This is a genomic window from Nonomuraea africana (assembly GCF_014873535.1).
Classification (GTDB): Bacteria; Actinomycetota; Actinomycetes; order Streptosporangiales; family Streptosporangiaceae; genus Nonomuraea; species Nonomuraea africana.
The window spans coordinates 3,127,808-3,150,552 of sequence record NZ_JADBEF010000001.1; the positions used below are offsets into that span (position 1 = coordinate 3,127,808).

Consider the following 22,745-nt stretch of genomic DNA (forward strand, 5'->3'; position numbering starts at 1 on the left):
AACGGCCAGGCCACGCTATGCGGCATGAAGGCACTCATCGCATCCTCGTATGCCCCTGTTGATCAGTTGTCGGTCGCCGAGGTCCCGACACCTTCCCCCGGCCCCGGCGAGGTCTTGGTGAAGGTGGTGGCGGCGGCGCTCAACCCGCTCGACGCCAAGCTCGCCACCGGGGAGCTGAAGGAGATGTTCCCCGTCCAGCACCCGTTCGTGCTCGGCATGGACGCCGTGGGGATCGTGACGGCGGTCGGCGAGGCGGTCTCCGGGTTCGCCGTGGGCGACGACGTGGCCGTCTACGGGCGCGGCACCCTCGCCGAGTACGCGGTCGTCCCCGTGGGGCCAGGGCTGGTGCACCTGCCGAGCGGCCTGGACGCGGTGCGGGGGGCGGCGTTGATCACGGTCGCCATGACAGCCGAGTGCGTCATCGCCGCCGCGGAGGTGAAGCCGGACCACGACGTGCTGGTCGTCGGTGCGACCGGCGGAGTCGGCGGGCTCGTCGTCCAGCTGGCCGCTCAGGAGGGCGCCAGGGTGTTCGCCACGGCCGCGCCCGCTGACACCGACTACGCCCGCGACCTCGGCGCGCACCTGACCATCGACCACACCGGCACCGACACCGTCGAAGAGGCGTTGCGGCTGCACCACGAGGGGTTCGACACCGTGATCGACCTGGTCAACGCGGGTGCCGCCCTGACGGCCACGGCTCCTGCCGTACGGCGGGGCGGGCGCCTGGTCTCGACACTCTACGGACCTGAGGTCATCGGCGACCTCACGCCTGTGTACGTCTACATGACCCCCGAATCCGGCGATCTGGCACGGCAGGCCGCGCGAGTGGCCGAAGGACGGCTGGCGGTCGACGTCGCCGCCACATACCCGTTCGCCCGGTCCCCTCAAGCGGTGGCCGACCTGGTCGCGGGTGTCTACACCCGCGGCAAGGTCGTGGTCACGTTCTGACGTCACCAAGGAGAGACCCGATGAGCGCAGGAAAGATCGTCCTGACCGCGACCGCGCTGTTCACCGCGATCAGCCCGTTCGTGGCGGACTGGAACGAGACCCACATCCACAACCCCAACTGGCCGCCGCACGCCAAGTTCCACAACGGGCAGACCATGAGCATGGGAGCGGCGCTGGGACTGTCCACGCTGGCCGCGCTGTGGTGGCGGCGCAGGGAGCTGTCCCATGACCGCCTGCTCGCCGCCACGACGGCGGCCTCGCTGTACTGGATCACCCAGGCGTCGGCGGCGCTCTACCCTGACGCCGACTTCTACGACCCGGAAACCCCGAGGCTTCCCGCGAACCAGATCGTGCTGTTCGTGCTGCCGATCCTCGGCCTCAACGCCGCGGGATACGCCCTGGAGCGCCGCCGTCTGCGGTGAACCCGGCCTGCTTTCCACAACGATCGATCCACGCCGATCAGGGCGCGAGAGGACACAGAGTGAAGAAGATGACGAGCGTTGTCGCGGGGGCGTTGGCGGTGGCGGCGGTGACGCTCACCCCGCCGGCCCAGGCCAGGGCGGGTTCCACGCAGGGTGCGAACCCGTACAAGCCCCAAGCGGTGTGCGGAAGCGGGTACACGTTCGTCAAGCGGGTCGACATCCGAACCGCGGAGGTCTACCTCATGTGGAACAGGCAGAAGAACACCAACTGCGTCGTCACGCTGAAGAAGAAGGACATCGGAACGCCCACCCCGGTGACCGCCTCGCTTCATCGGGCGGTGGACGGCAGGCCGGCGACGGGTCCCGGCCTGGGGAGCGTCCAGCGAGGCTCCTTCAAGTACTACGCGGGCCCCGTCTACGTCCGCGCGGCAGGAGTGCTGCGGCTCGGCGATGCCTCGCGCCTGGAGACGTGCGTGTTCTGGGCCGGAAGCACCACTCATGACGTCGACCCGGGCGCATGGATGTACTGCAACCCCCGCCCCCGCGCGTAGACGAGTCGACAATTGCCCGGGAGGCGGCCCGTCTGCTGGAGGAGTCTGAGATACCAGCCCCGCCTCCTCCTGAAACAACCAGGCATCACCGCTGATGGGCGTGGCATGCGGGTCCGGGCAACGATCGGATCCACCCGTCGATCGCATGCGTGCGACGGAATGGCGAATATCTTCATACGGATCCGTCCCCTGAAGAAACCTTTGAGCAGAATGACCAAAACCCTGGACAGACAGTTGGGGCCGGGTGAAAATCCGATCGTCAATCGAAGATCGTGGAGACGCCGGGCGGGTGCTCCGTCCCGCGCGTAACCCCAGCTCAACTTGGGCGAGGACGTATGCGGGTACTGCGTGGGCTGCTCACGGCGACGTTGATCTTAGCGATCTCTCCGGCGGTGTCCGCCAGGGCGGACGGTGTGCCGGAGCCACCGACGACCATCCAGGAGCAACCGAAGACCGAGGAGTCCGCGGTCGCGGCGGCCCGTCGCACCGGTCGGCCGGTCGAGATCGAGTCGATGCGGACGGAGACCCGCCAGGTCTTCGCCAAGCCGGACGGCACCCTCACGCTGGAGCAGCACGTACGCCCGGTGCGCGTACGCCAGTCCGGCAGCTGGGTCCCCGTCGACACCACCCTCCGCCTCAACCCCGACGGCACGGTCGGCCCGGCCGCGGCGGCGGTCGGGCTGACGTTCTCCGGCGGCGGCGCCGCCCCGCTGGCCAAGCTGTCACGTGGCGCCAAGTCCCTGGAACTCGGCTGGCAGGGCACGCTGCCCACGCCCACGCTGAAGGGCGACACCGCCACCTACGCCGAGGTCATGCCGGGCGTGGACCTCCAGGTCACCGCGGACGTGGACGGCTTCTCCCACCTCCTGGTGGTCAAGTCGCGAGCCGCCGCGGCGAGCATGACGGAGCTGACGTTCCCACTGTCCGTCTCCGGCCTGTCGGTGAAGTCGGACAAGGCAGGCAACCTCGAGGCCGTCGACAGGAACGAGGGCACGATCTTCATCGCGCCCACCCCGAAGATGTGGGACTCCGAGGGGATCACGAGCCCGCAGGCGCTCAAGGAGGGCCGCTCCCCAGAGGCCCGTGAGGCTCCGATGGGCGTGGAGCTGTCGGGCAAGCAGTTGCGGCTCAAGCCCGACAGGAAGATGATGACGGACCCGAAGACCCGGTTCCCCGTCTACCTGGACCCGTACTTCTCGGCCGCGCGCAACGCCTGGACGGCCGTCTGGAGCAACTGGCCCAACTCCAACTACCTCAACTCCAGCGACGTCGCCAGGGTGGGCCACGTCGAGTCGCAGACGAACCGCTCGTTCTTCCAGATGAACACCGGCTCGACCATCCACGGCAAGCAGATCATCAAGGCGACGCTGCGCACGTACGAGACGTGGTCGTACTCGTGCAGTGCCCGCAAGGTCGAGGCCTGGGCGACCAACCCCATCAGCTCCAGCACCACCTGGAACAGGCAGCCCGCGTGGGTCAGGCTGCTCTCCACGGTGAACGTGGCCAAGGGCTGGGGTTCGGCCTGCATGCCCGGCGGCGTCGAGTTCGACGTCACCTCGCAGGTCGTGGACGCCGCCGCCAAGAAGTGGCCCAACGTCACCATCGGCCTGCGCGCCACCAGCGAGACCGACGTGTACGCCTGGAAGAAGTTCAAGAACAACCCGAGCCTGGTCATCGAGTACAACTCGCTGCCCACCAACCCGCTGGCGGCCGACGCCTGGTCGGACCCGGGCGGCCCCTGTGTCTCCGGTGACGCACGGCCGATCATCGGCACCGCCGCACCGAAGTTGTGGGCCAAGCTGAAGGACACCGACAACTCGGTCCAGGGCCGCTTCGAGTGGTACAACGCCGCCGGGGTGAAGACGGGTGAGCACCTCACGCCCATGGGATCGACGGGCACCGCCTTCTACGCGACGATCCCGGTGAGCCTGTACGCCGACGGCGCGCTGATCCGCTGGCGGGTCCGCGCCGAGGACGGCAAGGCCACCAGTGCGTGGAGCCCGTATTGCGAGGCCACCGTGGACACCACGGCCCCCGGCAGGGAGCCGGAGATCTCCTCGCCCCAGTACACGGAGAACGGCTGGAGCGACGGGGTCGGTCTCCCCGGCACGTTCAGGTTCGCCCCGAACGGCGTCGCCGACGTCGCCGCCTACGTCTGGGGCCTCGACTCCACGCCCGCGACGGAGGTCGCGCCCGGCCCGGACGGCAGCGCCACGATCGCGCTGACACCGCGCCACGACGGCCCCAACGTGCTGTCGGTACGCAGCAAGGACCGCGCGGGCCAACTCGGCCCGATCCGCACCTACGTCTTCAACGTCAACGCGGGCCAGGGCCCGAGCGGTCACTGGACGCTGGACGAGGGCCAGGGCACCCAGGCGGCCGACACCGTGAACGCCCACCCCGCGACGCTGTACGGCGCGGCTTGGACCTCCGGCAAGACCGGCGCGGCACTCAAACTGGCCAGCGCCTACGCCCAGACCTCGGGCCCCGTCATCGACACCAGCCGCAACTTCACCGTCAGCGCCTGGGCCCGCCTGACCGGCACGACGGCCTCCGCCACCGCCGTCACCCAGGAGGGCGGCAGGACGGGCGCGTTCTCGCTGCAGTACGCCAAGGCCAACGACCGCTGGGCGCTGACCGTGGCGGGCTCGGACGCGGACGGCGCGCCGGCGGTGCGCGCCCTGTCCGCCGCCGCGCCGAGGCTGAACGAGTGGACCCACCTGGCCGGCGTCTACGACTCGGCGGCGGGCCAGATGTCGCTCTACGTGAACGGCAGGCTGGAGGCCGCGGTCGCCGTCACGCCGCCGTGGAACGCCCCAGGCCCCCTGACGATCGGCCGCGGGAAGGTCAACGGGGCGGCTGCGGAGCACTGGCCCGGAGACGTCGACGAGGTGCGGGTCTACAGCCGCGCCATGTTCGCCGACGAGATCGCCGACCTGGTCAACAGCGCTGCCACGCTGGTCGGCCACTGGAAGCTGGATGAGGAGTCCGGCTTGTCGGCGGCCGACGCCTCGGGCCGCGCGACGGCCGCGACGCTGTCCGGAGCCGCCTCGTGGACCTCGGGATGGCTGGACGGGGCGCTCGCGCTCGACGGCGTCAACGGCTACGCCCAGACGACCGCACCCGTGGTCAACACCAGGACCGGGTTCACCGTGGCCGCGTGGACCCAGCTCGACTACCTGCCCACCCGTGACACGGCGGCCGTGGCCCAGCCGGGCACCAGGGCCGCCGGATTCCAGCTCGGCTTCGACAAGGAACAGCAGCGGTGGACCCTCGGCATGGCCGCCGCCGACACCGACACCGCCGCTCTCGTCCGCACCCGCTCCGACGCCATCCCGAACCCACTCGAATGGACCCACATCGCCGGCGTGTACGACCCGCTGGCCGGTCAGCTCCGCGTCTACGTCAACGGCCGCCTGTCCACCACCACCGTCACCGACCACCTGAGCGCATGGAACGCCACCGGCCCGCTGCAACTGGGCCGAACCAAGACCGCGGGCGCCTTCACCGGCTTCTGGCCGGGGACGGTGGACGACGTCCGCACGTATGACGGCGTCTTGAGCGCCGAGCACATCGCCCAGCTAGCCGCCCAGTAACTCCCGCACCGCACCCCCGACTGGGAGAGGTTCATGGATCTGCCGGATGAGTTAGAGCTGCCCGAATCCCGCTGGAATCGTTTTCCGCCGCCCGACGAACCCGACCTTCCCGACCCCTCCTGGAACCGTTTCCAGGAACCCAAGCGCGAGTCGCCCTGGCCACGCAGGCTCGCGACCATGCTCCCCGTCCTCCTGGTCGTGCAACTGGTGTACGCCATGCCCGCCTCGGCCGCCCCTCGCTCGGCCCCGCCCGTGCAGAAGGAGACGCCGGTCAAGGGAAAGCCGGTCCCGGTCCTGCCGCCGATGGCCGATCCCGTGCAGAAACAGGCGTGGAAAGCGCCACCAGCCGTCACCTGGCCCGAACCCCAGAAGGTCGAGCTGGGCGGCGGCGCCACCACCCTGGCGGCCGGCTTCCCGGTGAGGCTGGCCCCCCGGCAGGGGGAGGCCGAAGCGGCCGCGACCACCGAGCCGGTGAGCGTGGAACTGCTCGAGACCGACCGGCTCGGTCTGGCGATGCGCGTCTCCCCCGGCCAGGGCGTCGCGGCGGCCAAGGCGGCGAAGACGACCCGCCTGCAGATCGACTACTCGGGCTTCCGTTACGCCTACGGCGGCGACTACGGCGCCCGGCTGCGGATGGTCAAACTCGACGAATGCGCGCTCAACGGGGCCGCCACGAACTGCGCGCCGCCCGAGCCGGTGAAGAGCGAGAACGACGCCAAGTCCGGCACCCTGACCGCCGAGGTCGAGACCGGCGCCGTCTACGCGCTCACGGCCGCCGCCTCCGGCCAGTCCGGCGACCACTCGGCCACCTCGCTGTCCCCCTCCGCCGAATGGAGCGTCGGCGCCCAGACCGGCGACTTCACCTGGGGTTATGACATGCGCACCCCGCCCGCGCTGGGCGGCGACGAGCCGGAGATCTCGCTGGGCTACTCCTCGCAGAGCGTGGACGGCCGCACCGCCTCCACCAACAACCAGGCCTCATGGGCCGGTGACGGCTTCGAGCTCAACCCCGGCGGCTACATCGAGCGCCGCTACAAGTCCTGCATGATCGACGGCAAGAAGACCGGCGACCTGTGCTGGGACCAGGACAACGCCACCCTGTCGCTCGGCAGCTCCGCCGTCGAGCTGGTCAAGGACGCCACGACCAAGCAGTGGCGGCCCAAGCGCGACGACGGCACCCGCATCGAGTACCTCACCGGGGCCACCAACGGCGACAACAACGGTGAGTACTGGCGCGTCACCACCGCCGACGGCACCCAGTACACCTTCGGCCTCAACCGCCTGCCCGGCTGGGTGAGCGGCAAGCCCGAGACCAAGTCGGTCCAGACGGTGCCGGTGTTCGGCAACAACAGCGGCGAGCCCTGCTACTCCACCACCCCGGCCAACGCCTGGTGCCAGCAGGCCTACCGGTGGAACCTCGACTACGCCCTGGACACCCACGGGAACGCGACCACGTACTGGTACGAGCGCGAGACCAACTACTACGGCCGCAACTCCAAGCCCGAGCTCGGCACCCCGTACGTCCGTGGCGCGTACCTCACCCGCATCGACTACGGCTACCTGCAGAACGAGCTGTTCACCACGGCCCCGGCGGCCCGCGTGCTGTTCGAGGTGGCCGAGCGCTGCCTGCCCAGCGGCACCATCACCTGCGCCCCCGACCAGCTCAAGAAGGAGACCGCCAGTCACTGGCCGGACGTCCCGTTCGACCAGATCTGCAACTCCGGCGTGTCGTGTACCGACCGCCTGACCCCGACGTTCTTCACCCGCAAGCGGCTGACCAAGGTCACCACCCAGGTCCGCAACGGCGCCGGCCAGTACTACGCGGTGGACTCCTGGGCGCTGACCCACCAGTTCCCCGCCACGGGTGACGGCCTCAGCCCGTCGCTCTGGCTGGCCTCGGTCCAGCAGACCGGCCACGTGGGCGGCACGATCACGCTGCCCAAGACCACCTTCATCGGCATCCAGCTCCCCAACCGGGTGGACGCCACCGAGGGCCGCGCCCCGCTGGTCAAGTGGCGCGTCCAGTCGGTCGACAACGGGACCGGCGGCGAGCTGCGGATCAACTACGCCCCCGCCGACTGCCAGCCCGGCGCACTGCCGGCGCCCGACAAGAACACCAAGCGGTGCTTCCCGCAGCGCTGGTCGCCGCAGAACGAGACCGAGGTCACCGACTGGTTCCACAAGTACGTGGTGTCGCAGACGGTCGAGGTGGACCGCGTCGCGGCCTCGCCCAACGTGGTCACCAGCTACGAGTACCTGGACGGCGCCGCCTGGCACTACGCCGACAACATCCTCGTCAAGCCCGAGCACCGCACGTGGTCGGACTACCGCGGGTTCGGCCGGGTACGGGTGCGCGAGGGCGACGGGCAGGACACCAAGCGCACGCTCACCGAGTTCCGCTACTTCCGCGGCATGCACGGCGACAAGCAGGCCGACGGTTCCAGGCGCGTTGTGCAGGTCGAGGACTCCGAGGGCGGCAAGCTCGACGACCTCGACCAGTACTCCAGCTTCGAGCACGAGGAGATCCTCTACGACGGAGACGGCGGGGCCGTCCTGAAGGCGACCGTCGAGCAGCCGTGGTCGGTGAAGACCGCGGAGTCCACGCAGGGCGGCGTCACCAAGACCGCGCACGTGGTCGAGGCCAAGTCCATGGTCACCCGTACCGCGCTGCCGGGCGGTACATGGCGGCGTATCGGCGAGGAGCGCTCGTACGACACCCGGGGCCTGCTGACCCAGGTGGAGGAGAAGGGCGACCTGGCCTCGCCCGACGACGACCGGTGCACCCGCTACACCTACGCCCGCGACGACGCGAGCTGGATGCTCGACTACCCCAGCCGTGTCCAGAAGGTCGCCGCGAGCTGCGGCACCGCCGTGTCCACGCTGGCCGCCGGTGAGGTGATCTCCGACGAGAAGGTCGCCTACGACGGCAAGGCGTACGGCCAGGCACCGAGCAAGGGCGATGTGACCTCGGTCCAGCAGCTCGCCTCCGAGACCGGCGCGACGATCACCGACAGCGCCCACACCTACGACGTGTACGGCCGCGAGACCAGCGAGACCGACGCGATCGGCACCAAGTCCGTGACCGCCTACAGCCCGGCCACCGGCGTCCTTCCGTCGGAGGTCACCGAGACCAACCCGCTCGGCCACGTCAACCGTACGATCCTCGAACCGGCCTGGGGCGAGCCCCTCGCCGAGGTCGACGTGAACAACCGCCGTGTCGACCTGGAGTACGACGCGCTCGGCCGCCTGACCAAGGTCTGGCAGGCCGACCGCAGCAAGGCGGCCGGACAGTCGCCCAGCACCGAGTACTCCTACGTCATGCGCGCCGACGGCCCCAGCATCGTCACCACGAAGACGCTGCGCGCCGACGGCGGCTACACCACCAGCCACGAGCTGTACGACGGCCTGACGCGTGAGCGCCAGACCCAGGAACCCGCGCCCAGGGACGACCAGACGCAGGACCCCGTGCTGCGCGACGGACGCACGATCACCGACACCTTCTACAACTCCCTGGGCGAGCAGTCCAAGGCCAACACCGGCTACTTCGCCACCGGGACGCCCTCCACCGACCTGCTGGCGGTGGCCGACACCGACGTGCCCACGCAGGTGGTGTCCGTCTTCGACGGGACGGGTGACGTCAACGCCCAGATCCTCAAGGCGAAGGGCGTGGAGAAGTATCGGGTCTCGTCCAAGCAGGAGGGCGACAGGATCCACGTGACGCCACCCCCGGGCGGCACGGCGACCACCCGCATCGGTGACTCCGAGGACCGCCTGATCGAGCTGCGCCAGTACAAGGGCGCGACCCCGACCGGCGAGTACGAGGCCAGCAAGTACACCTACGACCACGCCGGACGGCTGTCCACGGTGACCGACTCGGCAGGCAACGTGTGGCGACACCACTACGACGTGCGCGGCCGGGAGATCAAGACCGAGGACCCCGACAAGGGCGTCACGACGATGACGTACAACGACGCCGACGAGCTGGTCAGCACGACCGATGCCCGCGGCAAGACCCTGTGGTACGTCTACGACGAGCTGGGCCGTAAGAAGGAACAGCGCGAGAACTCCGCGACCGGCCCGCTGCTCGCCGAGTGGAAGTACGACGCCCTGGCCAAGGGGCACATGAACGCCAGCATCCGGTACGTGGACGGGCAGGCGTACACGGCGGAGATCAACGCCGTCGACGCCGACTACCGCCCGCTGCGCGAGACCGTCACCATCCCGGAGCGGGAGGGCAAGCTGGCGGGCTCGTACGTCCTCAACACCCGCTACACGCTCGACGACCAGGTCCAGTCCGTCAGCTTCCCGGCCGCCGGCGGCCTGGAGGCGGAGTCGGTCGTCTACACCTACGACGAGCTGAGCCAGCCGACCAAGGTCACCGGCCTGTCGTCGTACGTCACCGCGACCCGCTACTCCAAGCTGGGCGAGACCCTGCAGTACGAGCTGGGCACCGGAGGCAAGAAGACCTGGCTCACCTACACCCACGACGAGTCCACCCGCAGAATGACCAGCATGCGGCTGGACAGGGAGGGCGCCACCGCGACCGACCTGAACCTCAACTACACCTACGACGCGGTCGGCAACATCACCAAGATCGCCGACAAGGGGGCGAGCGGCCAGGACACGCAGTGCTTCGCCTATGACCACCTGCGCCGCCTGACCTCGGCCTGGACGGGCACCGACGACTGCGCCAGCGGCAGCCCGCAGTCGGACAGGATCGGCGGGGTGGCCCCGTACGCGGTCAGCTACGCCTACGACTCCACCGGCAACCGGACCAAGGAGACCAAGCACGCCTGGGGCGGCGCCGGCGAGACGGTCCGCTCCTACACCTACCCGCAGGCGGGCGGCAAGCAGCCGCACGCGCTGCAGAGCGTCGGCGCGGACCTCTTCGAGTACGACGCCGCGGGCAACACCACCAGGCGCAAGGTCGGCACCTCCGACCAGACCCTGGTCTGGGACGCCGAGGGCAACCTGGAGTCGGTGACGGAGGCGGGCAAGACCACGTCGTTCGTGTACGACGCGGAGGGCGACCGGCTCATCCGCAAGACGCCGACCGACGCCACGCTCTACATCGACGACATGGAGCTGCGCTTCGACTTCGCCAAGGACGCGGTCGAGCAGACCCGCTACTACACCATCGGCGACCAGCCCATCGCGGTGCGCACGCCGGACAACCAGGTCTACCTCCTGGCCAATGACCACCAGGGCACCGCGCAGGCCGCGGTGAACGCCGGGACCGGTGAACTGGCCGTACGGAGGACGACTCCGTTCGGCGAGAACCGGGGCTCGCCACCGCCATGGTGGCCGGGGCAGCGCGGATTCGTCGGAGGCACGCAAGACGCGACGACGGGGCTGATCCACCTCGGCGCCCGCGAGTACGACCCCAAGAACGGCCGCTTCCTGTCGGTGGACCCGGTCATCGACGATGTGGATCCGCAGCAGCTCAACGCCTATGCCTACGCCAACAACAGCCCCGTCTCCATGAGTGACCCCGACGGGCAGCTGTTCTGGTTCGCGGTCGGCATCGGCGTGCGCATCGGGGCCCGTTACCTCGCCAAGAAGCTGGCCCAGCGTGCCCTCAGGCGGGAGATGATCCGTCGCGCCAGGGAGGCGGCCAGGAAGCGGGCCTTGGAGGAGGCCAGGAAGCGAGCGTTGGAGGAGGCCAAGAAGCGGGCCAGGGAGGAGGCCAAGAAGCGGGCCCTCGCCGAGGCGAAGAAGCGCCGGCTGGCGGCGGCCAGGAAGAAGGCGGCCGAGGCGGCCAGGAAGGCGCGGGAGGCCGCGGCGAGACGACGGGCGGCGATGGCGGCCCGCAGGGCGGCGAGGAAGGCGGGTCGCGAGGCGGCGGCCAAGAGGCGGATGGCGCTGGCTTCCCAGAGGCGCAACCGCCAGGCCGGCAGGCTTCCCAGGGGTATCCAGCACGCGCGCTCGAACCCGGTGCGGCGACCCACCAGCCACAGGGCGACGCAGCGGCAGTCGCCGCCCAAGGCGAACCGGCAGCCGGCGCAGCCACGGCCGAGCCAGGTCTACCGGAACGACGGCTCGGTCCAGCCGACCCAGTCCTACACCGTCTACGGCAACGGCCGGATGTATCCGCAAGGCAGGCCACCGTCGAACCTGCCGCAGGGCAGCGGCTCCGGCCAGGGTCAGAAGCAGATCTTCAGGCCGGAGAAGGTCGAAATGGAGCCGAACCGGAGGGGCGCCGCGGCCGCCCAACTCGGCCTCCGAGGCCAGAAGACCGCGGACAACATCATCGATCTGTTCGACACCTGGTTCGGTGGACTGGGCTGACAGCACCTTCTTCCACTGAACACTGACCGGCGCGGGGCCCTCGCGGTCCCGCGCCGGCGGCGTTTCCGCAGACTGTTTCCAGCCCGGGGCCGCTGGCAGAAAGTGTTATGGCAGCCCTGCGGGCGATCGGACACGTGGCGCAGCAGTTCGGCGTCGCGGCCGGGCTCGATCGCCCGCTGTCCCCCGTCTTTCCTGTCGGCCCTGGCGGCGCTTGATCGGGTCTGACCGGTCGACCGCGTCGACGCCGGGATCACCGCACCCGTCATCGGTGATTCCAGGCGACTGCGGGAGCCCGGCCTTGTCGGCCAGCTCGGCATAGTGCAGGACGCCCGCCATGGCGGCGGCCCGCCTCGCGTGATTCGTCGCTTTGTCGGTTCCGTGACGTCGTTAAGATCGTCGCGTGAGAGACGCAGAGTTCAACGATCCCCGGCTGGTGACCGTCTACGACGCCGAGTACTCCTGGTCGCGCGACGACGACTTCTTCCTCTCCGTGGTCGGCGAAACCCCGGCGGCTCGGGTGCTCGACCTGGGCTGCGGCACCGGGCGTCTGGCGCTGGGCATGGCCGCGGCCGGCCACCAGGTCACCGGCGTCGATCCCGCCCGCGCGTCGATCGAGGCGGCCCGCCGCAAGCCGGGGGCCGAGCGGGTGACCTGGATCGAGGGCACAGCCGAGGTGCTGCCGGAGCGGTCGTTCGACGTGGTGGTCATGACCAGCCACGTGGCGCAGGTCTTCGTCGACGACGACGCGTGGCACCGCACGCTCACCGCCGTCGGACGCTCGCTCGTGCCCGGCGGCCGGTTGGTGTTCGACTCGCGAGACCCCCGGGATCGCGGATGGGAGCGATGGAACCCGGTCGACTCCCGCCGGCAGGTGTCCCTGCCTGACGGCCGCGAGGTCGAGGTGTGGACGGAGGTGACCACCGTCCAGGACGGTGCCGTCAGCTTCGCCGGTCACTACAGCTTTCCCGACGAGGAGCTCGTCAGCACCTCCACGTTGCGTTTCAGGAGCGAGGACGAACTGCGCGCCTCCCTGGCAGCGGCGGGATTCACCGTGGAACGGATCTACGGAGGCTGGAGCAGGCAGGCCGTAGGCGAGGGAGACGGGGAGTTCCTGGTCATCGCGCGGACCTGAGTCAGGGCCGATCGCATGCGGAGATCACGCAGATACATCGCCGCGGGCGGCGCGCTGGCGGCCCTGTTCGTCGGCCTCGGCCCCGCGCGGTCCGAACCGCCGACGTGGCACGACCTGTTCCCCCGGCTTCCCCGCGACCTCGCCGCGCGCGCCGAGGACCCCGCCCTCACCGACGGCCGCCACCCCATCACCCAGTTGCGGCCGGGGGTCTACATGACCACGACCGCCCGGCCCGAGCGCTGCCGCCTCCGTGCCGAGCTGACACCCGAGGCGCGGCAGGCTTTGGCAAGCGGGCCGAAGCTGTGGGCGAACAGCTCCAGACCCGAGCCGCGCGGGCCGAAGTACGCCAGCTTCCTTGACAACACCTCAAAGGGCGGCATCGCGGCGTACATCCTCTCCGGCGGATGCCAGTGGCGACGGGTCGGCACCGTGAAGGACGCGCACCACTGGTTCAGCGAATACGTTCACCACTGACGTCAGATGTCGCGGGCACGGGTGGGAAGGACGCCGCCAGGCCCTGCACGCCTCTCACTCCGACTAACGACCAGGACCACCCTCTGCGCCTGCTCCAACTGACCTGGCCGGCCGGCTTCGAACACTTCGCCGCCGACGTCGCCGCCCGTGGCAGCGGACCTGCAGACCCCGCCTTGTTGACCGAGGTGGCCGCCCGCCACGGCTACCAGATCACCGGTCCACCACCCGGGGGCACCACCTCATGATCTCCTGACGTACCGCACCGGCTCAGGCACCCTCGGCCCGATCGGGGCCGCTCACCATCGCGGATCTGCCCGCGCCCAGTGGCTCCGGCATGCGCGGAGCCGACCCACCCATGCACAAGGAGCGACCGATGAAGTCCTCAGCCGCGCTGATCGCCGTGGCATCGACGGCGATGTTCCTGTCGGCCGGCACCCCAGCCAATGCCACAACGGCCGAGCAGGCCGTCTGCTCGAGGGAGTGGCGGGGATGACCAAGCTGCACGCGATGATCGCTGGGCAGGTTGGTCAGGATGTGGAGGCCGCCGACGTCGAAGTGCTGGTGGGGATCGAAACCGACCGCGGCCCGTGGGTGCAGGCGCTGCTGGCGGCCGGATACACGGTGCTGGCGGTCAATCCGCTGCAGGCGGCACGGTATCGGGAACGCCTGAGCGTATCGGGCGCCAAGAGCGACGCGGCCGATGCGCACATGCTGGCCGACATGGTCCGCACCGACTCTCACCAGCTGCGTCCGGTGGCCGGCGATAGCGCCGAAGCCGAGGCGATCAAGGTGGTGACACGGGCGCATAAGACATTGATCTGGGAACGGACCCGCCATGCTCAGCGGTTGCGGCACGCGCTGCGCGACTACTTCCCCGCGGCCCTGCAGGCAGTTCGAGGACCTGGCCGCAACCGACACTCTGGAGTTGCTGGCCAAGGCCCCCGATCCCACGTCGGCGTCGAGGCTGACCATCGGCCAGATCACCGCCGCGCTCAAACGAGCTCGCCGCCGGGGCGTTGCCGACAAGGCCGCCACCATCCTGGCCCGCGGGCTCGGCAGGCTCTGATGTCACGTCGGGGGACGAAGGTTCCTGTCTGGCCATCACATCCAGGCCATCACCAGTTGGGTATGACGTTTCGGGAAGACTCGGCCAACCGCCGGGGTGGGCACCGCGGCGTCGGCGGGGTGGAGTGTGAAGTCCGGGCCGGGATGCGCGCGCCATTCGCGATCCCAGACCAGCACGTGGTCATGAAGCCGGCGGGCGAGCTCAGCGCGGCCGCGGCCGTGCCCGATGGCGCCGAACTCCCACCGGCGCTCCTCGGCGTCGTTGCCGCGAGGAATCTCGCGGAGGGTGAGGTAGGCGAAGCTGTGCGGGCTGATGAGAACCGGACAGTACCAGCGCATCGCCAGGTTGACGAGGTCGCCGCCCCGGTCCGGGTCTCTCCAGATCATGCCGAACCGGTCGTCGACGGACGCGATCCACAGGTGCATGGAGTCGAATGGTTCTCCGATGGCGGCCGTCACGCCGGTCCACAGTTCGGCCCGCTCCCCCGTCAACGCCTGTTCGAGGGCGGCCACGTCGAGCCGGGGGCCGCTCTCGATCGTCAACGTCACGGCGCCGTCCGCCAGGGCGGCCTCCTGGTCGAGGTATGCGCCGGCGCCCTGGATCGTGACGAAGCCGCACACGGTCGGGTCGAGGCCGACGAACCTGTCGCCGTCTCGGACGAAGGTGAACGCGCGGGTGATCGTGGAGAAGCGGAGCGGGATGACCATGCGGCCGGCCTGGGTGAGGAGGTGTCCCCAGGGGCAGTCCCAGGCGCCCACGGTGACGAGGATGGCGTCGTAGCCCCGCTCGGGGGCGTGTTCCTCGGCGGCATGCTCGGCATCCCCCAGCACGACCTTCACCTGCGGGTAGCCCGTTTCGGCGAGGAATCGGGCCGCGCGCTCGATGACGAACGGATCGATGTCGACGGTGACCACCAGGCCTTCCTCGCCGACGATCTCAGCGATCAGCGCCGCGTTGTAACCCCCTGAGCCGATCTCCAAGACCTTCGCCCCACGGAAAAGGCGGGCGGCCTCCAGCATCTCCGCCTGGAGCCAGGGCGCGCTGACCGAACTCGTCGCCTTGCCTGCCGCGTCGCGCTTGGTGACGACGACGTCCTGCGCGGAGTAGACGGCGGACAACGCTGCTTCCGGGGCGAACTTTTCCCGTGGGACCGCCACGAAAGCGGCTTCGACCTCCGGCGATGTGATCGAGCCCTGCTCGATCAGCGTGGCGACCATGTCGGCGCGAAGGCGGTCAGGGGACTCGAGTGGCGGGGTGTCTGCGGTCACTGGTCAACGGTACTTTCGCTCGAAGGAAAGTTCAGGAACTCCTGCAGGTGGGAGCGCCGGCCCGCCCAGGGACAAGAAGTGGCCTTCGGTCAAACGGGCTGGGGAGATCGCTCATCAGCTGGTGAGCGGGGGTTGGGCCGCCCATGGCCTGACGTGAGCGCTTGCAGTTCCCGCCGCTGTCGTCGGGTCGCCAGGAAGCCGATGAAGCCCCTGTTGCTCGGCCGGAGATGCCCGCGATGCCGTCCTGCATCGCGACGAGAGGACAGGGCAGCCTCGCGCGAATGTTCGGCGGCGCCAAGCGTGACATGGCGGGTAGCGGGCCGCCAGAACGCGCACGTGGTCGTGCGAGGATCCCTGGGACCGTAACGACCACTGTGGAGGATGGCAATGTTCGCGATTTCCCTGGGTGACGGAGCTGAGCTGCGGCCGTTGGAGCCCTGGCAGGCTGAGGAGTTCCTCGCCCACATGGACCGCGGCCGCGAATACATCGGCCGGTACGTCGGGCTCCCCGACGCCGCAGCAGACCTCGACTCGGCGCGGAGCTGGCTCCAGTCGTACGCCGACAAGGCGGCCGCCGACACCGGCCGTCTCTACGGCATCTGGCTCGACGGGCTCCTCGTCGGCGGCGTTCTGTTCAGGGTCTTCAACGCCAGTGCCGGCACCTGCGAGGCCGGCTGCTGGCTGGAACCGGCTGCCGCCGGGCGCGGTCTTGTCACCCGTGCGACACGCGTCATCATCGACTGGGCCGTCAGGGAACGTGGAATGCACCGGGTGGAGTGGCATGTGTCCTCGCAGAACACTCCGAGCATCAACGTGGCCAAGCGGCTCGGCATGAGCCGCGACGGAGTCCTGCGGGAGGACTTCCTCTACCGGGGCGTACGGCAGGACACCGAGATATGGTCGGTGCTCGCACCCGAGTGGCGTTCCCTGCCAGCCGGCGGAGCCGGAACCTCGTAAGGCAGCCTCGGCGAGATCGTCGCGATCATCCGAGACTTCCTGGACCGCGCCACCCGAACTTCACGCTCTGCTGCCGCCCATGATCCGCCCCGCCGCGTCATAGACGGTCACGGTGACGGGAGGGGAGTCGATATATCGTGCGGGCCCGTCGCCTGGGTGCTCGGAACGGTCTTGGCGGGCGTCCCCGCGATGAAGAAGCCACTCGTCACCACGGCGTCCGTGCGCCGCCCGGCGGACCAGTCGATCGTCACCCGCGCACGTATCACGACAGGCGCCCCCGATCCGACCCGACACGACAGGTCCGGTCGAACCGGCTCCCCGCCCGGGTGGCGGCCCGCTGCTCGGCTCTGCCACACTGCGCGGCAATGAAGCTTCCAGGAGAATTAAGAGGCATTCGCGGCGCCGGGCGGCGCCGGGTCGCGGCGGCGCTCTCTTGCCTGCTGGCGGTGACGGCATGCACCGGGGAAGCGGCGCCTGGTGCGAAGCCGCCGCCGTTCGCGAGCCCCACTCCGCTCCCGGAGATCACTCTGGCGTCCGGGTGGCAGCGGCTCGAGAGGGCCGGCGTGTGGGCCGCCACCTCGCTGCGGGATGTCGCGGCCGCGGGGCCCGATGCCGCCTGGGCGGTCGGGTACTCCGCCCAGGCGGAGGACGAGCCCTGGAACGGCGTTCTCCTGCGCGTGGACGGCGCCCGCTGGCGAGTCGACCTAAAGATGTGGAAACGCTTCCCCGATGCGATCGACACCGCCATCAACGGAATCGACGCCGACGGTCCGGATCGGGCCTGGGCGGTGGGGAACGCTAATCTCGACGACGATACGAACCTGCCCTATGCCTTGCGCTGGGACGGTCACAGCTGGCGTACGTTCACCCCACTCGGCGCGGCCAAGGAGCAGGAACTGAGTGACGTCGCCATGGACGGCGACCGCGCCGCCCTGATCGGCAACCGCAGCGCGTGGGCCCGCGACGAGGACGTCTACACGCCCCTCCTGCTGTCGTGGGACGGCAGGCGATTCACCGAGCGGACATTCCGCCGGGGACAGAAATTCGAGGCCGTGGCCGCCGGCGGCGGCCACACCTGGATCGTGGGGAGACGGACGAGCGGCAGGTGCGCCGATTCGCGCCCGGCTGTCTGGCACAGCGCCACTCCCGGCGGCACGCCGGCGCCGATGCCGCTTCCCGACATCGGCACCGGGGGGCTGACACGCGTCTGGCAGAACGGACCCTCCGACGTCTGGGCCACGGGTAATCGTGGAACCGGCCTGGCCTGCGATACAGGCGGGGAGCCCGACAGACCCGTGGTGCTGCACTGGGACGGCACGTCTTGGAAGGAGATCGACCTGCCCGGCCGGCCGGACACGCTGCACAGCGTGACCGCGTTCGGGCCTGACGACGTGTGGCTGGTGGGAACAGACGATCAGGCGGCCTCGGGACGCCTCATGCTCCTGCACTACGAGGGGCAGCGATGGACACCCGAGTACCTCCCCCTCGACGGGGAGGCGGAGAACCATGAGAACGAGTACGCCCTGACCCGCGTCCCGGGCACCGCTCAGCTCCTGCTGGTCGGGTCGGAAGACTGCTGTGACGACCAGCACGCGATCATCTATCGCCGATAGGAGATTTGCCAGATATGTCCTCCATCAGCCGGAGCCTGTGCCAGGCTGCCCGGCGATGAAGATCACACGCGGGGTGGTGGCTTCGCTCGTCTGCGTCGCCGTGCTGGCCTCGTCGGCGCCGGCGGCTGCTGGATAGTCGTCGACCGCGACTGCGAGCCATTCGGCGACTACCACCACCCATGTGAGGCAGACGCCCACTCGATCGCCATGCCACTCGGACTCCAGGTCCGTCGCGTCCCGTGTGGCGCTCCCACGGGCATGGCCGAGGATGTGACGGCGTTCGAGGCCGCGGCCCGTCACGAGCTGGTGACGCCCAATGAGGAAGAGTTGGCAGTGCCCACCTCCAGGAGCCCCCGGTCACGGCTGGGGGTTCCTCTTTCCACCGGAAACGAGGCGCTCTACTGGCCGGGCCAGCCCCCCCGCACGAGCCCGGCCCAGTCCGCTTCTCTGAAGCGATGATCGCTGACCGCAGTGGGGTTGGTCCGGCGATGTTTCTCCACGGCGTACCGTCATCAGGTCAGGACGGCGGGGCTATGGCGCTCGACCGCGCGGCGCACGTCTGGCTGGCGGACCGCATGTGCCGCCGCCCGAGAATGGACATGTGACCATGACCGAGCAGCGAGCTGAGCTGAGCCGACAGTTCACAGCTTTGATCACCGTCAAGGCGTATGAGGTATGCGGAGGGGGAGGGCCGGAGTGTGTCGATGGCCATGCCTGCCCGAGCCACCGACGGTCGATCCGGCCACGATGATCGCAGACGCGGCGGCGTTTCAGTGCGGAATCACCCAGCCCGGCGCCCAGGTCCCGGCGGTGTCGTGGCCGGCCGCTGTGGCGGCGAGGTGGGCGCGGAGGGTGGCCAGCCCTGGGTGGGGGTTGTCGCGGTGCCACAGGAGCGAGTGCGGGTAGACGGGCGTCGGGTCGGTCACCGGGATGCGGCGCAGGCCGTGGTCGGCGGGCCAGACCAGGCGGGTCTGCTCGCCCATGAAAGTGGCCAAGGCCGGGGTGTCGGCGATGGTGTCGAGGAGCGCGTCGGAGCCGAAGTTGGGGCCGGTCGCCTCGATGGTGAGGCCGAACTCGGCGACGAGATCGTCGTAGTAGGCGGCCCACTCGGTACCGGGGGCGATGCCGGGCATCCAGATCCGGTGCCCGGCGAGCTGAGCGACGGTCACCGACCGGGCGCCGGCCAGCGCGTGGGCGGGCCCGGTGAGGAGCTGGAGCGCCTCGTCGAGGCCACTGCTTGCCTCCAGCTTCTCGGCTGTCGTGGCGGGCGGGGCATGTGCTATTCAAAGATCCGTAATCGTGGTGCCTAGGTGGTTTTGAGGTGGAGATGGAAGTCGGGTTCAACGAGTTGTACGCGGCCTGCCAGCCAATCATCTACGGGGACATGGCACGGGGGCGGCAGGCGTTGACGGCGCTGCTGCCCGAGGCGTGGCGGCGGGGGCCGCGCTGGGGACTCGCGATGATCCACGCGATGCTCGCCGACCTCCACGGCAGGCTCGGGGACGTGCCGGGCGGGATATGGCACTTCCGAGCCGCGGTCGACCTGGGCTGGAACGACTGCCTGTCCATCTGGTCCGATCCCGGCTTCGCCTGCCTGGCCAGCAGTCCGCACTTCGCCGGTATCTACGGTCGCGTGTGGATCTCGCCCGCCGATCTGGAGGAACTGGGGTGGCTGCGCGCCGAGGCCACCGCGATCTCCCAGGAGATCAGCTGGATCGCCGCCGAGAACATCGGCCGCCCGGACCACGGCTCCACCGACGTCTTCCACTGCCCCCTGCCCACCCGCGCCCCCGACGGCGCGGGCGTGCTCGGCGCCCGCATGTCCCTGGCCATCCTCCAGCGCGTCGGCCTCGACCTCATCGCCTCCTCGGACATCAGCCGCATCAGCGGCCTGATAGCCGCCGACGCCATCGACGGGCCCTCCTACTCCCAATGGGAGGTCTGGCGCTCCGCGAACCTCGCCGATTCCCGCGCCGCCGCCCGCCGCGCCTCCGCCCAGGCCCGCGCCTTCCGGCCCACCCCGGGCCTGTCCACCGTGCCGGTCCCCGCCACCACCCTCCCCCGAAGCAGCAGGTGAACCACGGACCACACGGCGCGATCTTGCTGCGAAAGCTGTTTCGCGGGCGCGGGGGTTGACGGCCGGATGGTCTCCGGGCTTGCGGTTCCGGCGAGGTTCATTTGCTGCGCTTGTTCGGCGATGGGCCGTAGGGCAGGCCGTCCAGCCAGGCCGTAGATGTGGAAGATCTCTTCAATCGGCTGGCGGTGCGGGCCGTCCGGGACGGCCTCTTGGCTGGGCTTTCCGCCGCCTTACCCGGCTCCTGCTCACGCGGCCCGACAACCTCAATGACGGGCACCGACGCCTGCTGGACGACCTCACCACCGCCTGCCCCGAGATGATCGAGCTTGCCGCGCTCGTCCGCGGCTTCGCTGACCTGCTCCGGCCCCGCGAGGGCAACGCCGACCGTCTCGACGCCGGTTTCGCGCTGCTCCGTCACCGCATCCTGCTGGCCTAACGCTCCGTCACCACCGAAAGAGAGACAGGGCCGTTGTTCTTATCGTCCCGACGAGATCGATAACGAGGGTCTCGGCTGTCGCGTTACTTCTTTCGAGGTAGTTCAGAGAAGGCATGTCGTCCTCGAGTGTGTCGGCAATGACATCGCTGCTGGAGGCCGGGGAGAAGGCAGGGTCAAAGCGGGCCAAGGCCGAGAGCCTCGGGGTGAGGATTGTGGAACCGGAGGAGTCCGCCAGTATGGTGGCCGCGCTGCTGACGTGAGCACGGCGGTGCGTCAACTCCTGGCGGCGGCGGGGGTCACCGTGTCCACGCGGACGCCGTGACCCGGGCCCCGTTAGCCACCATGGACGCGGATTGAGTTGGGGCACGTTTGGGCGAGCACCGCCGTTACGTGGCGACCGTCCGCGGTTCGCTCTCGCGGGTTCCGAGCTGCCGGGGTGGCCGGCATCGGCCGGCGGACCGCGGCGAACAGGCGGGCCAGCGTAGCCGACCGGCCGCCGTCGGCTGCCTGCGGTGCGATGGCGGCGACGCCTTCCTCCAGCCACGCCTCCCACGCCCCACGCTCGCCGCTGTCGAGACGGCCTCGCGCCACGGCCAGGTCGAGGATCGCCGTGCCGATCTCGCGGGCCATCGTCCCGCCCGTGGGACGGAACCGGCTGCCGATGACGCCCAGATGGCGGACCTTGACCCGCGTACCCGCCAGCGCGAGCGTGATGTTGAGGAAGGACTCCACCCCGAAGTCCGCCGGAAGCGGCTCGGTGAGCAGCGACCGGCGCACCGCCCGGTAACCGGTCAGCGCATTCGCCCCCATGAACCCCGTCTCGGGGAAGAACCTGTCGGTCAGGGGCTCGTAGATGGTGAACGTGGAGCTGAGGATCGTGCCGGGATGATCGTATTCGTAGTCGCCCACCACGTGGCCGGCGGTGCCGGAGACGGCTGCCGCACGGAGTTCGGCGGCGACGTTGAGCTCCGAGGAGACCAGGTCGGCGTCGAGGAAGCACACCCACTCGGTGCGGGCCACGTCGATCGCGGTGTTCATCGCGGCGCCCTTGCCCTTCGGCCCGCGCAGGACCTCCGCCCCCGCCGCGGCGGCACGCTTCGCGGTGGCGTCGGTCGAGGCGCTGTCGACGACCAGGATCCGGTCGCCCGGCGCTGCGGCGGCGCGCGCCTGGCCGACGATAGTGGCGACGGTGGCCTCTTCGTTGTGCGCGGGAATGACGAAGGTGAACAATGCCGTGTCTCCCGGGGGGTGCGGTCAGGCACCACCCTAACGACCACTCACTGCTCCGGCGCGCTTCTCCCGAAAGTGACCTCAACCGCAATGTGGCGGTGAGGTCAGCCGGCGAAGTCTTTCAGCGGTCGAGATTCAGTGATCATCTCTACCGCTAATTTCGGCACTCAGACTCCTCGGAGCCGACCTGCCAGGCTCCGCCGCCAACCACGCGCTCGCCCGGCGGCCCGCGTGAACGACCTGGTCGGGATGCCGCCACGTGGTGGCGGATTTTCGGATCTTGAGGTCAACGTGGGATGCATTCGGCCATGACTAAACCGGACGAAGCACCCCAGACACGGGACTCTCAGGTAGGAAACCTGCGCAACATGGGCACTGCGTCGATCGTCATCGGGCTGCTCACCTCTGTGGCCGTGCCCTTCACCTTCGGCTTGGAAATGCCCGTGTGGCTGATGAGCGCGATTGCGCTGCTCGTGCTGGCAGGTGTAGGTCTTCGGATCGAGGCCGCCATCAGGGATCGGCCGCAGCGCCAGTAGTAGATCAACGCCGTTGGGGGCTCATGACACGTTTCTTACCGGCACCCCATGTCGGGTGCCATCAAGGATCGTCACGCCAGGGGCGAAGTGTCGCTGACGGCGAAGAGACCGAACGCGAAGCCATCCGCGAAGCCACCCTCGAAGGGCTCGA

The 22,745-nt window shown here is 69.6% G+C and carries 18 protein-coding genes and 1 pseudogene; 14 read left to right on the forward strand and 5 right to left on the reverse strand.

The features are described 5' to 3' along the window. The first annotated feature begins 24 nt into the window (after positions 1 to 24). The 9 genes and pseudogenes from H4W81_RS14780 (at position 25) to H4W81_RS47210 (ending at position 14,477) form a co-directional block, all read left to right on the forward strand. Positions 25 to 948: an NADP-dependent oxidoreductase gene (locus H4W81_RS14780; protein ID WP_192775334.1), complete on the forward strand. Its 924-nt coding sequence runs from the start codon at positions 25 to 27 to the stop codon at positions 946 to 948. A gap of 20 nt (positions 949 to 968) precedes the next feature. Beyond that, on the forward strand, positions 969 to 1,370 hold the full coding sequence (locus tag H4W81_RS14785; RefSeq protein ID WP_192775335.1) for a DUF6640 family protein: 402 nt from the start codon (positions 969 to 971) through the stop codon (positions 1,368 to 1,370). A 68-nt stretch (positions 1,371 to 1,438) separates the two neighbouring features. Next, positions 1,439 to 1,921, forward strand: coding sequence for a hypothetical protein (locus H4W81_RS14790; protein ID WP_192775336.1), 483 nt, complete (start codon positions 1,439 to 1,441; stop codon positions 1,919 to 1,921). A gap of 335 nt (positions 1,922 to 2,256) precedes the next feature. Beyond that, positions 2,257 to 5,517 (forward strand): LamG-like jellyroll fold domain-containing protein, encoded by a 3,261-nt coding sequence (locus H4W81_RS14795; RefSeq protein ID WP_192775337.1) that lies wholly within the window; start codon positions 2,257 to 2,259, stop codon positions 5,515 to 5,517. A gap of 33 nt (positions 5,518 to 5,550) precedes the next feature. Beyond that, on the forward strand, positions 5,551 to 11,805 hold the full coding sequence (locus tag H4W81_RS14800) for an RHS repeat domain-containing protein (RefSeq protein WP_192775338.1): 6,255 nt from the start codon (positions 5,551 to 5,553) through the stop codon (positions 11,803 to 11,805). 400 nt (positions 11,806 to 12,205) lie between these two features. After that, on the forward strand, positions 12,206 to 12,937 hold the full coding sequence (locus H4W81_RS14805) for a class I SAM-dependent methyltransferase (RefSeq protein ID WP_192775339.1): 732 nt from the start codon (positions 12,206 to 12,208) through the stop codon (positions 12,935 to 12,937). A 15-nt stretch (positions 12,938 to 12,952) separates the two neighbouring features. Next, entirely contained in the window at positions 12,953 to 13,411 is a 459-nt protein-coding gene (locus tag H4W81_RS14810; RefSeq protein WP_192775340.1) for a hypothetical protein, read from the forward strand. A gap of 507 nt (positions 13,412 to 13,918) precedes the next feature. Beyond that, positions 13,919 to 14,227, forward strand: a pseudogene (locus tag H4W81_RS47205) (IS110 family transposase); the annotation flags it as partial. A 19-nt stretch (positions 14,228 to 14,246) separates the two neighbouring features. Next, entirely contained in the window at positions 14,247 to 14,477 is a 231-nt protein-coding gene (locus H4W81_RS47210) for a hypothetical protein (RefSeq protein ID WP_225958627.1), read from the forward strand. 35 nt (positions 14,478 to 14,512) lie between these two features. Here H4W81_RS47210 and fxlM read toward each other — a convergent pair whose 3' ends face one another. After that, positions 14,513 to 15,745: a methyltransferase, FxLD system gene (gene fxlM / locus H4W81_RS14820; protein ID WP_192775341.1), complete on the reverse strand. Its 1,233-nt coding sequence runs from the start codon at positions 15,743 to 15,745 to the stop codon at positions 14,513 to 14,515. A 387-nt stretch (positions 15,746 to 16,132) separates the two neighbouring features. Between fxlM and H4W81_RS14825 the strand changes: the two genes are divergently transcribed. Together H4W81_RS14825 and H4W81_RS14830 are read left to right on the forward strand one after the other, a co-directional pair. Beyond that, positions 16,133 to 16,702, forward strand: a complete 570-nt coding sequence (locus tag H4W81_RS14825; RefSeq protein ID WP_192775342.1) for a GNAT family N-acetyltransferase — start codon at positions 16,133 to 16,135, stop codon at positions 16,700 to 16,702. A gap of 446 nt (positions 16,703 to 17,148) precedes the next feature. Next, positions 17,149 to 18,315: a hypothetical protein gene (locus H4W81_RS14830; RefSeq protein ID WP_192775343.1), complete on the forward strand. Its 1,167-nt coding sequence runs from the start codon at positions 17,149 to 17,151 to the stop codon at positions 18,313 to 18,315. Positions 18,316 to 18,339: 24 nt separating this feature from the next. Here the strand turns inward: H4W81_RS14830 and H4W81_RS14835 are convergent, their stop codons facing one another. Both H4W81_RS14835 and H4W81_RS14840 read right to left on the reverse strand, forming a co-directional pair. Further along, entirely contained in the window at positions 18,340 to 18,492 is a 153-nt protein-coding gene (locus H4W81_RS14835) for a hypothetical protein (protein WP_192775344.1), read from the reverse strand. Positions 18,493 to 19,085: 593 nt separating this feature from the next. Beyond that, positions 19,086 to 19,598: a LysR substrate-binding domain-containing protein gene (locus H4W81_RS14840; RefSeq protein ID WP_318782503.1), complete on the reverse strand. Its 513-nt coding sequence runs from the start codon at positions 19,596 to 19,598 to the stop codon at positions 19,086 to 19,088. Between the two features lie 38 nt (positions 19,599 to 19,636). Here H4W81_RS14840 and H4W81_RS14845 point away from each other — a divergent pair, with 38 nt between their 5' ends. Beyond that, positions 19,637 to 20,392, forward strand: a complete 756-nt coding sequence (locus H4W81_RS14845) for a hypothetical protein (RefSeq protein ID WP_192775345.1) — start codon at positions 19,637 to 19,639, stop codon at positions 20,390 to 20,392. 97 nt (positions 20,393 to 20,489) lie between these two features. Here the strand turns inward: H4W81_RS14845 and H4W81_RS50045 are convergent, their stop codons facing one another. Continuing rightward, on the reverse strand, positions 20,490 to 20,810 hold the full coding sequence (locus tag H4W81_RS50045) for a hypothetical protein (RefSeq protein ID WP_192775346.1): 321 nt from the start codon (positions 20,808 to 20,810) through the stop codon (positions 20,490 to 20,492). A 155-nt stretch (positions 20,811 to 20,965) separates the two neighbouring features. On the opposite strand from H4W81_RS50045, the gene H4W81_RS48620 reads away from it, so the two are divergent. Continuing rightward, positions 20,966 to 21,088 (forward strand): hypothetical protein, encoded by a 123-nt coding sequence (locus tag H4W81_RS48620; protein ID WP_264083164.1) that lies wholly within the window; start codon positions 20,966 to 20,968, stop codon positions 21,086 to 21,088. A 73-nt stretch (positions 21,089 to 21,161) separates the two neighbouring features. Here the strand turns inward: H4W81_RS48620 and H4W81_RS14855 are convergent, their stop codons facing one another. Beyond that, entirely contained in the window at positions 21,162 to 22,058 is an 897-nt protein-coding gene (locus tag H4W81_RS14855; RefSeq protein ID WP_192775347.1) for a glycosyltransferase family 2 protein, read from the reverse strand. A 308-nt stretch (positions 22,059 to 22,366) separates the two neighbouring features. Between H4W81_RS14855 and H4W81_RS14860 the strand changes: the two genes are divergently transcribed. Further along, positions 22,367 to 22,594 (forward strand): hypothetical protein, encoded by a 228-nt coding sequence (locus H4W81_RS14860; protein WP_192775348.1) that lies wholly within the window; start codon positions 22,367 to 22,369, stop codon positions 22,592 to 22,594. Positions 22,595 to 22,745: the final 151 nt, after the last annotated feature.

Coding starts and splice junctions, on each gene's coding strand:
- H4W81_RS14780 (WP_192775334.1), top strand. CDS start 25: ATGAAGGCACTCATCGCATCCTCGTATGCCCCTGTTGATCAGTTGTCG.
- H4W81_RS14785 (WP_192775335.1), top strand. CDS start 969: ATGAGCGCAGGAAAGATCGTCCTGACCGCGACCGCGCTGTTCACCGCG.
- H4W81_RS14790 (WP_192775336.1), top strand. CDS start 1,439: ATGACGAGCGTTGTCGCGGGGGCGTTGGCGGTGGCGGCGGTGACGCTC.
- H4W81_RS14795 (WP_192775337.1), top strand. CDS start 2,257: ATGCGGGTACTGCGTGGGCTGCTCACGGCGACGTTGATCTTAGCGATC.
- H4W81_RS14800 (WP_192775338.1), top strand. CDS start 5,551: ATGGATCTGCCGGATGAGTTAGAGCTGCCCGAATCCCGCTGGAATCGT.
- H4W81_RS14810 (WP_192775340.1), top strand. CDS start 12,953: ATGCGGAGATCACGCAGATACATCGCCGCGGGCGGCGCGCTGGCGGCC.
- H4W81_RS47210 (WP_225958627.1), top strand. CDS start 14,247: ATGCTCAGCGGTTGCGGCACGCGCTGCGCGACTACTTCCCCGCGGCCC.
- H4W81_RS14825 (WP_192775342.1), top strand. CDS start 16,133: ATGTTCGCGATTTCCCTGGGTGACGGAGCTGAGCTGCGGCCGTTGGAG.
- H4W81_RS48620 (WP_264083164.1), top strand. CDS start 20,966: ATGACATCGCTGCTGGAGGCCGGGGAGAAGGCAGGGTCAAAGCGGGCC.
- H4W81_RS14860 (WP_192775348.1), top strand. CDS start 22,367: ATGACTAAACCGGACGAAGCACCCCAGACACGGGACTCTCAGGTAGGA.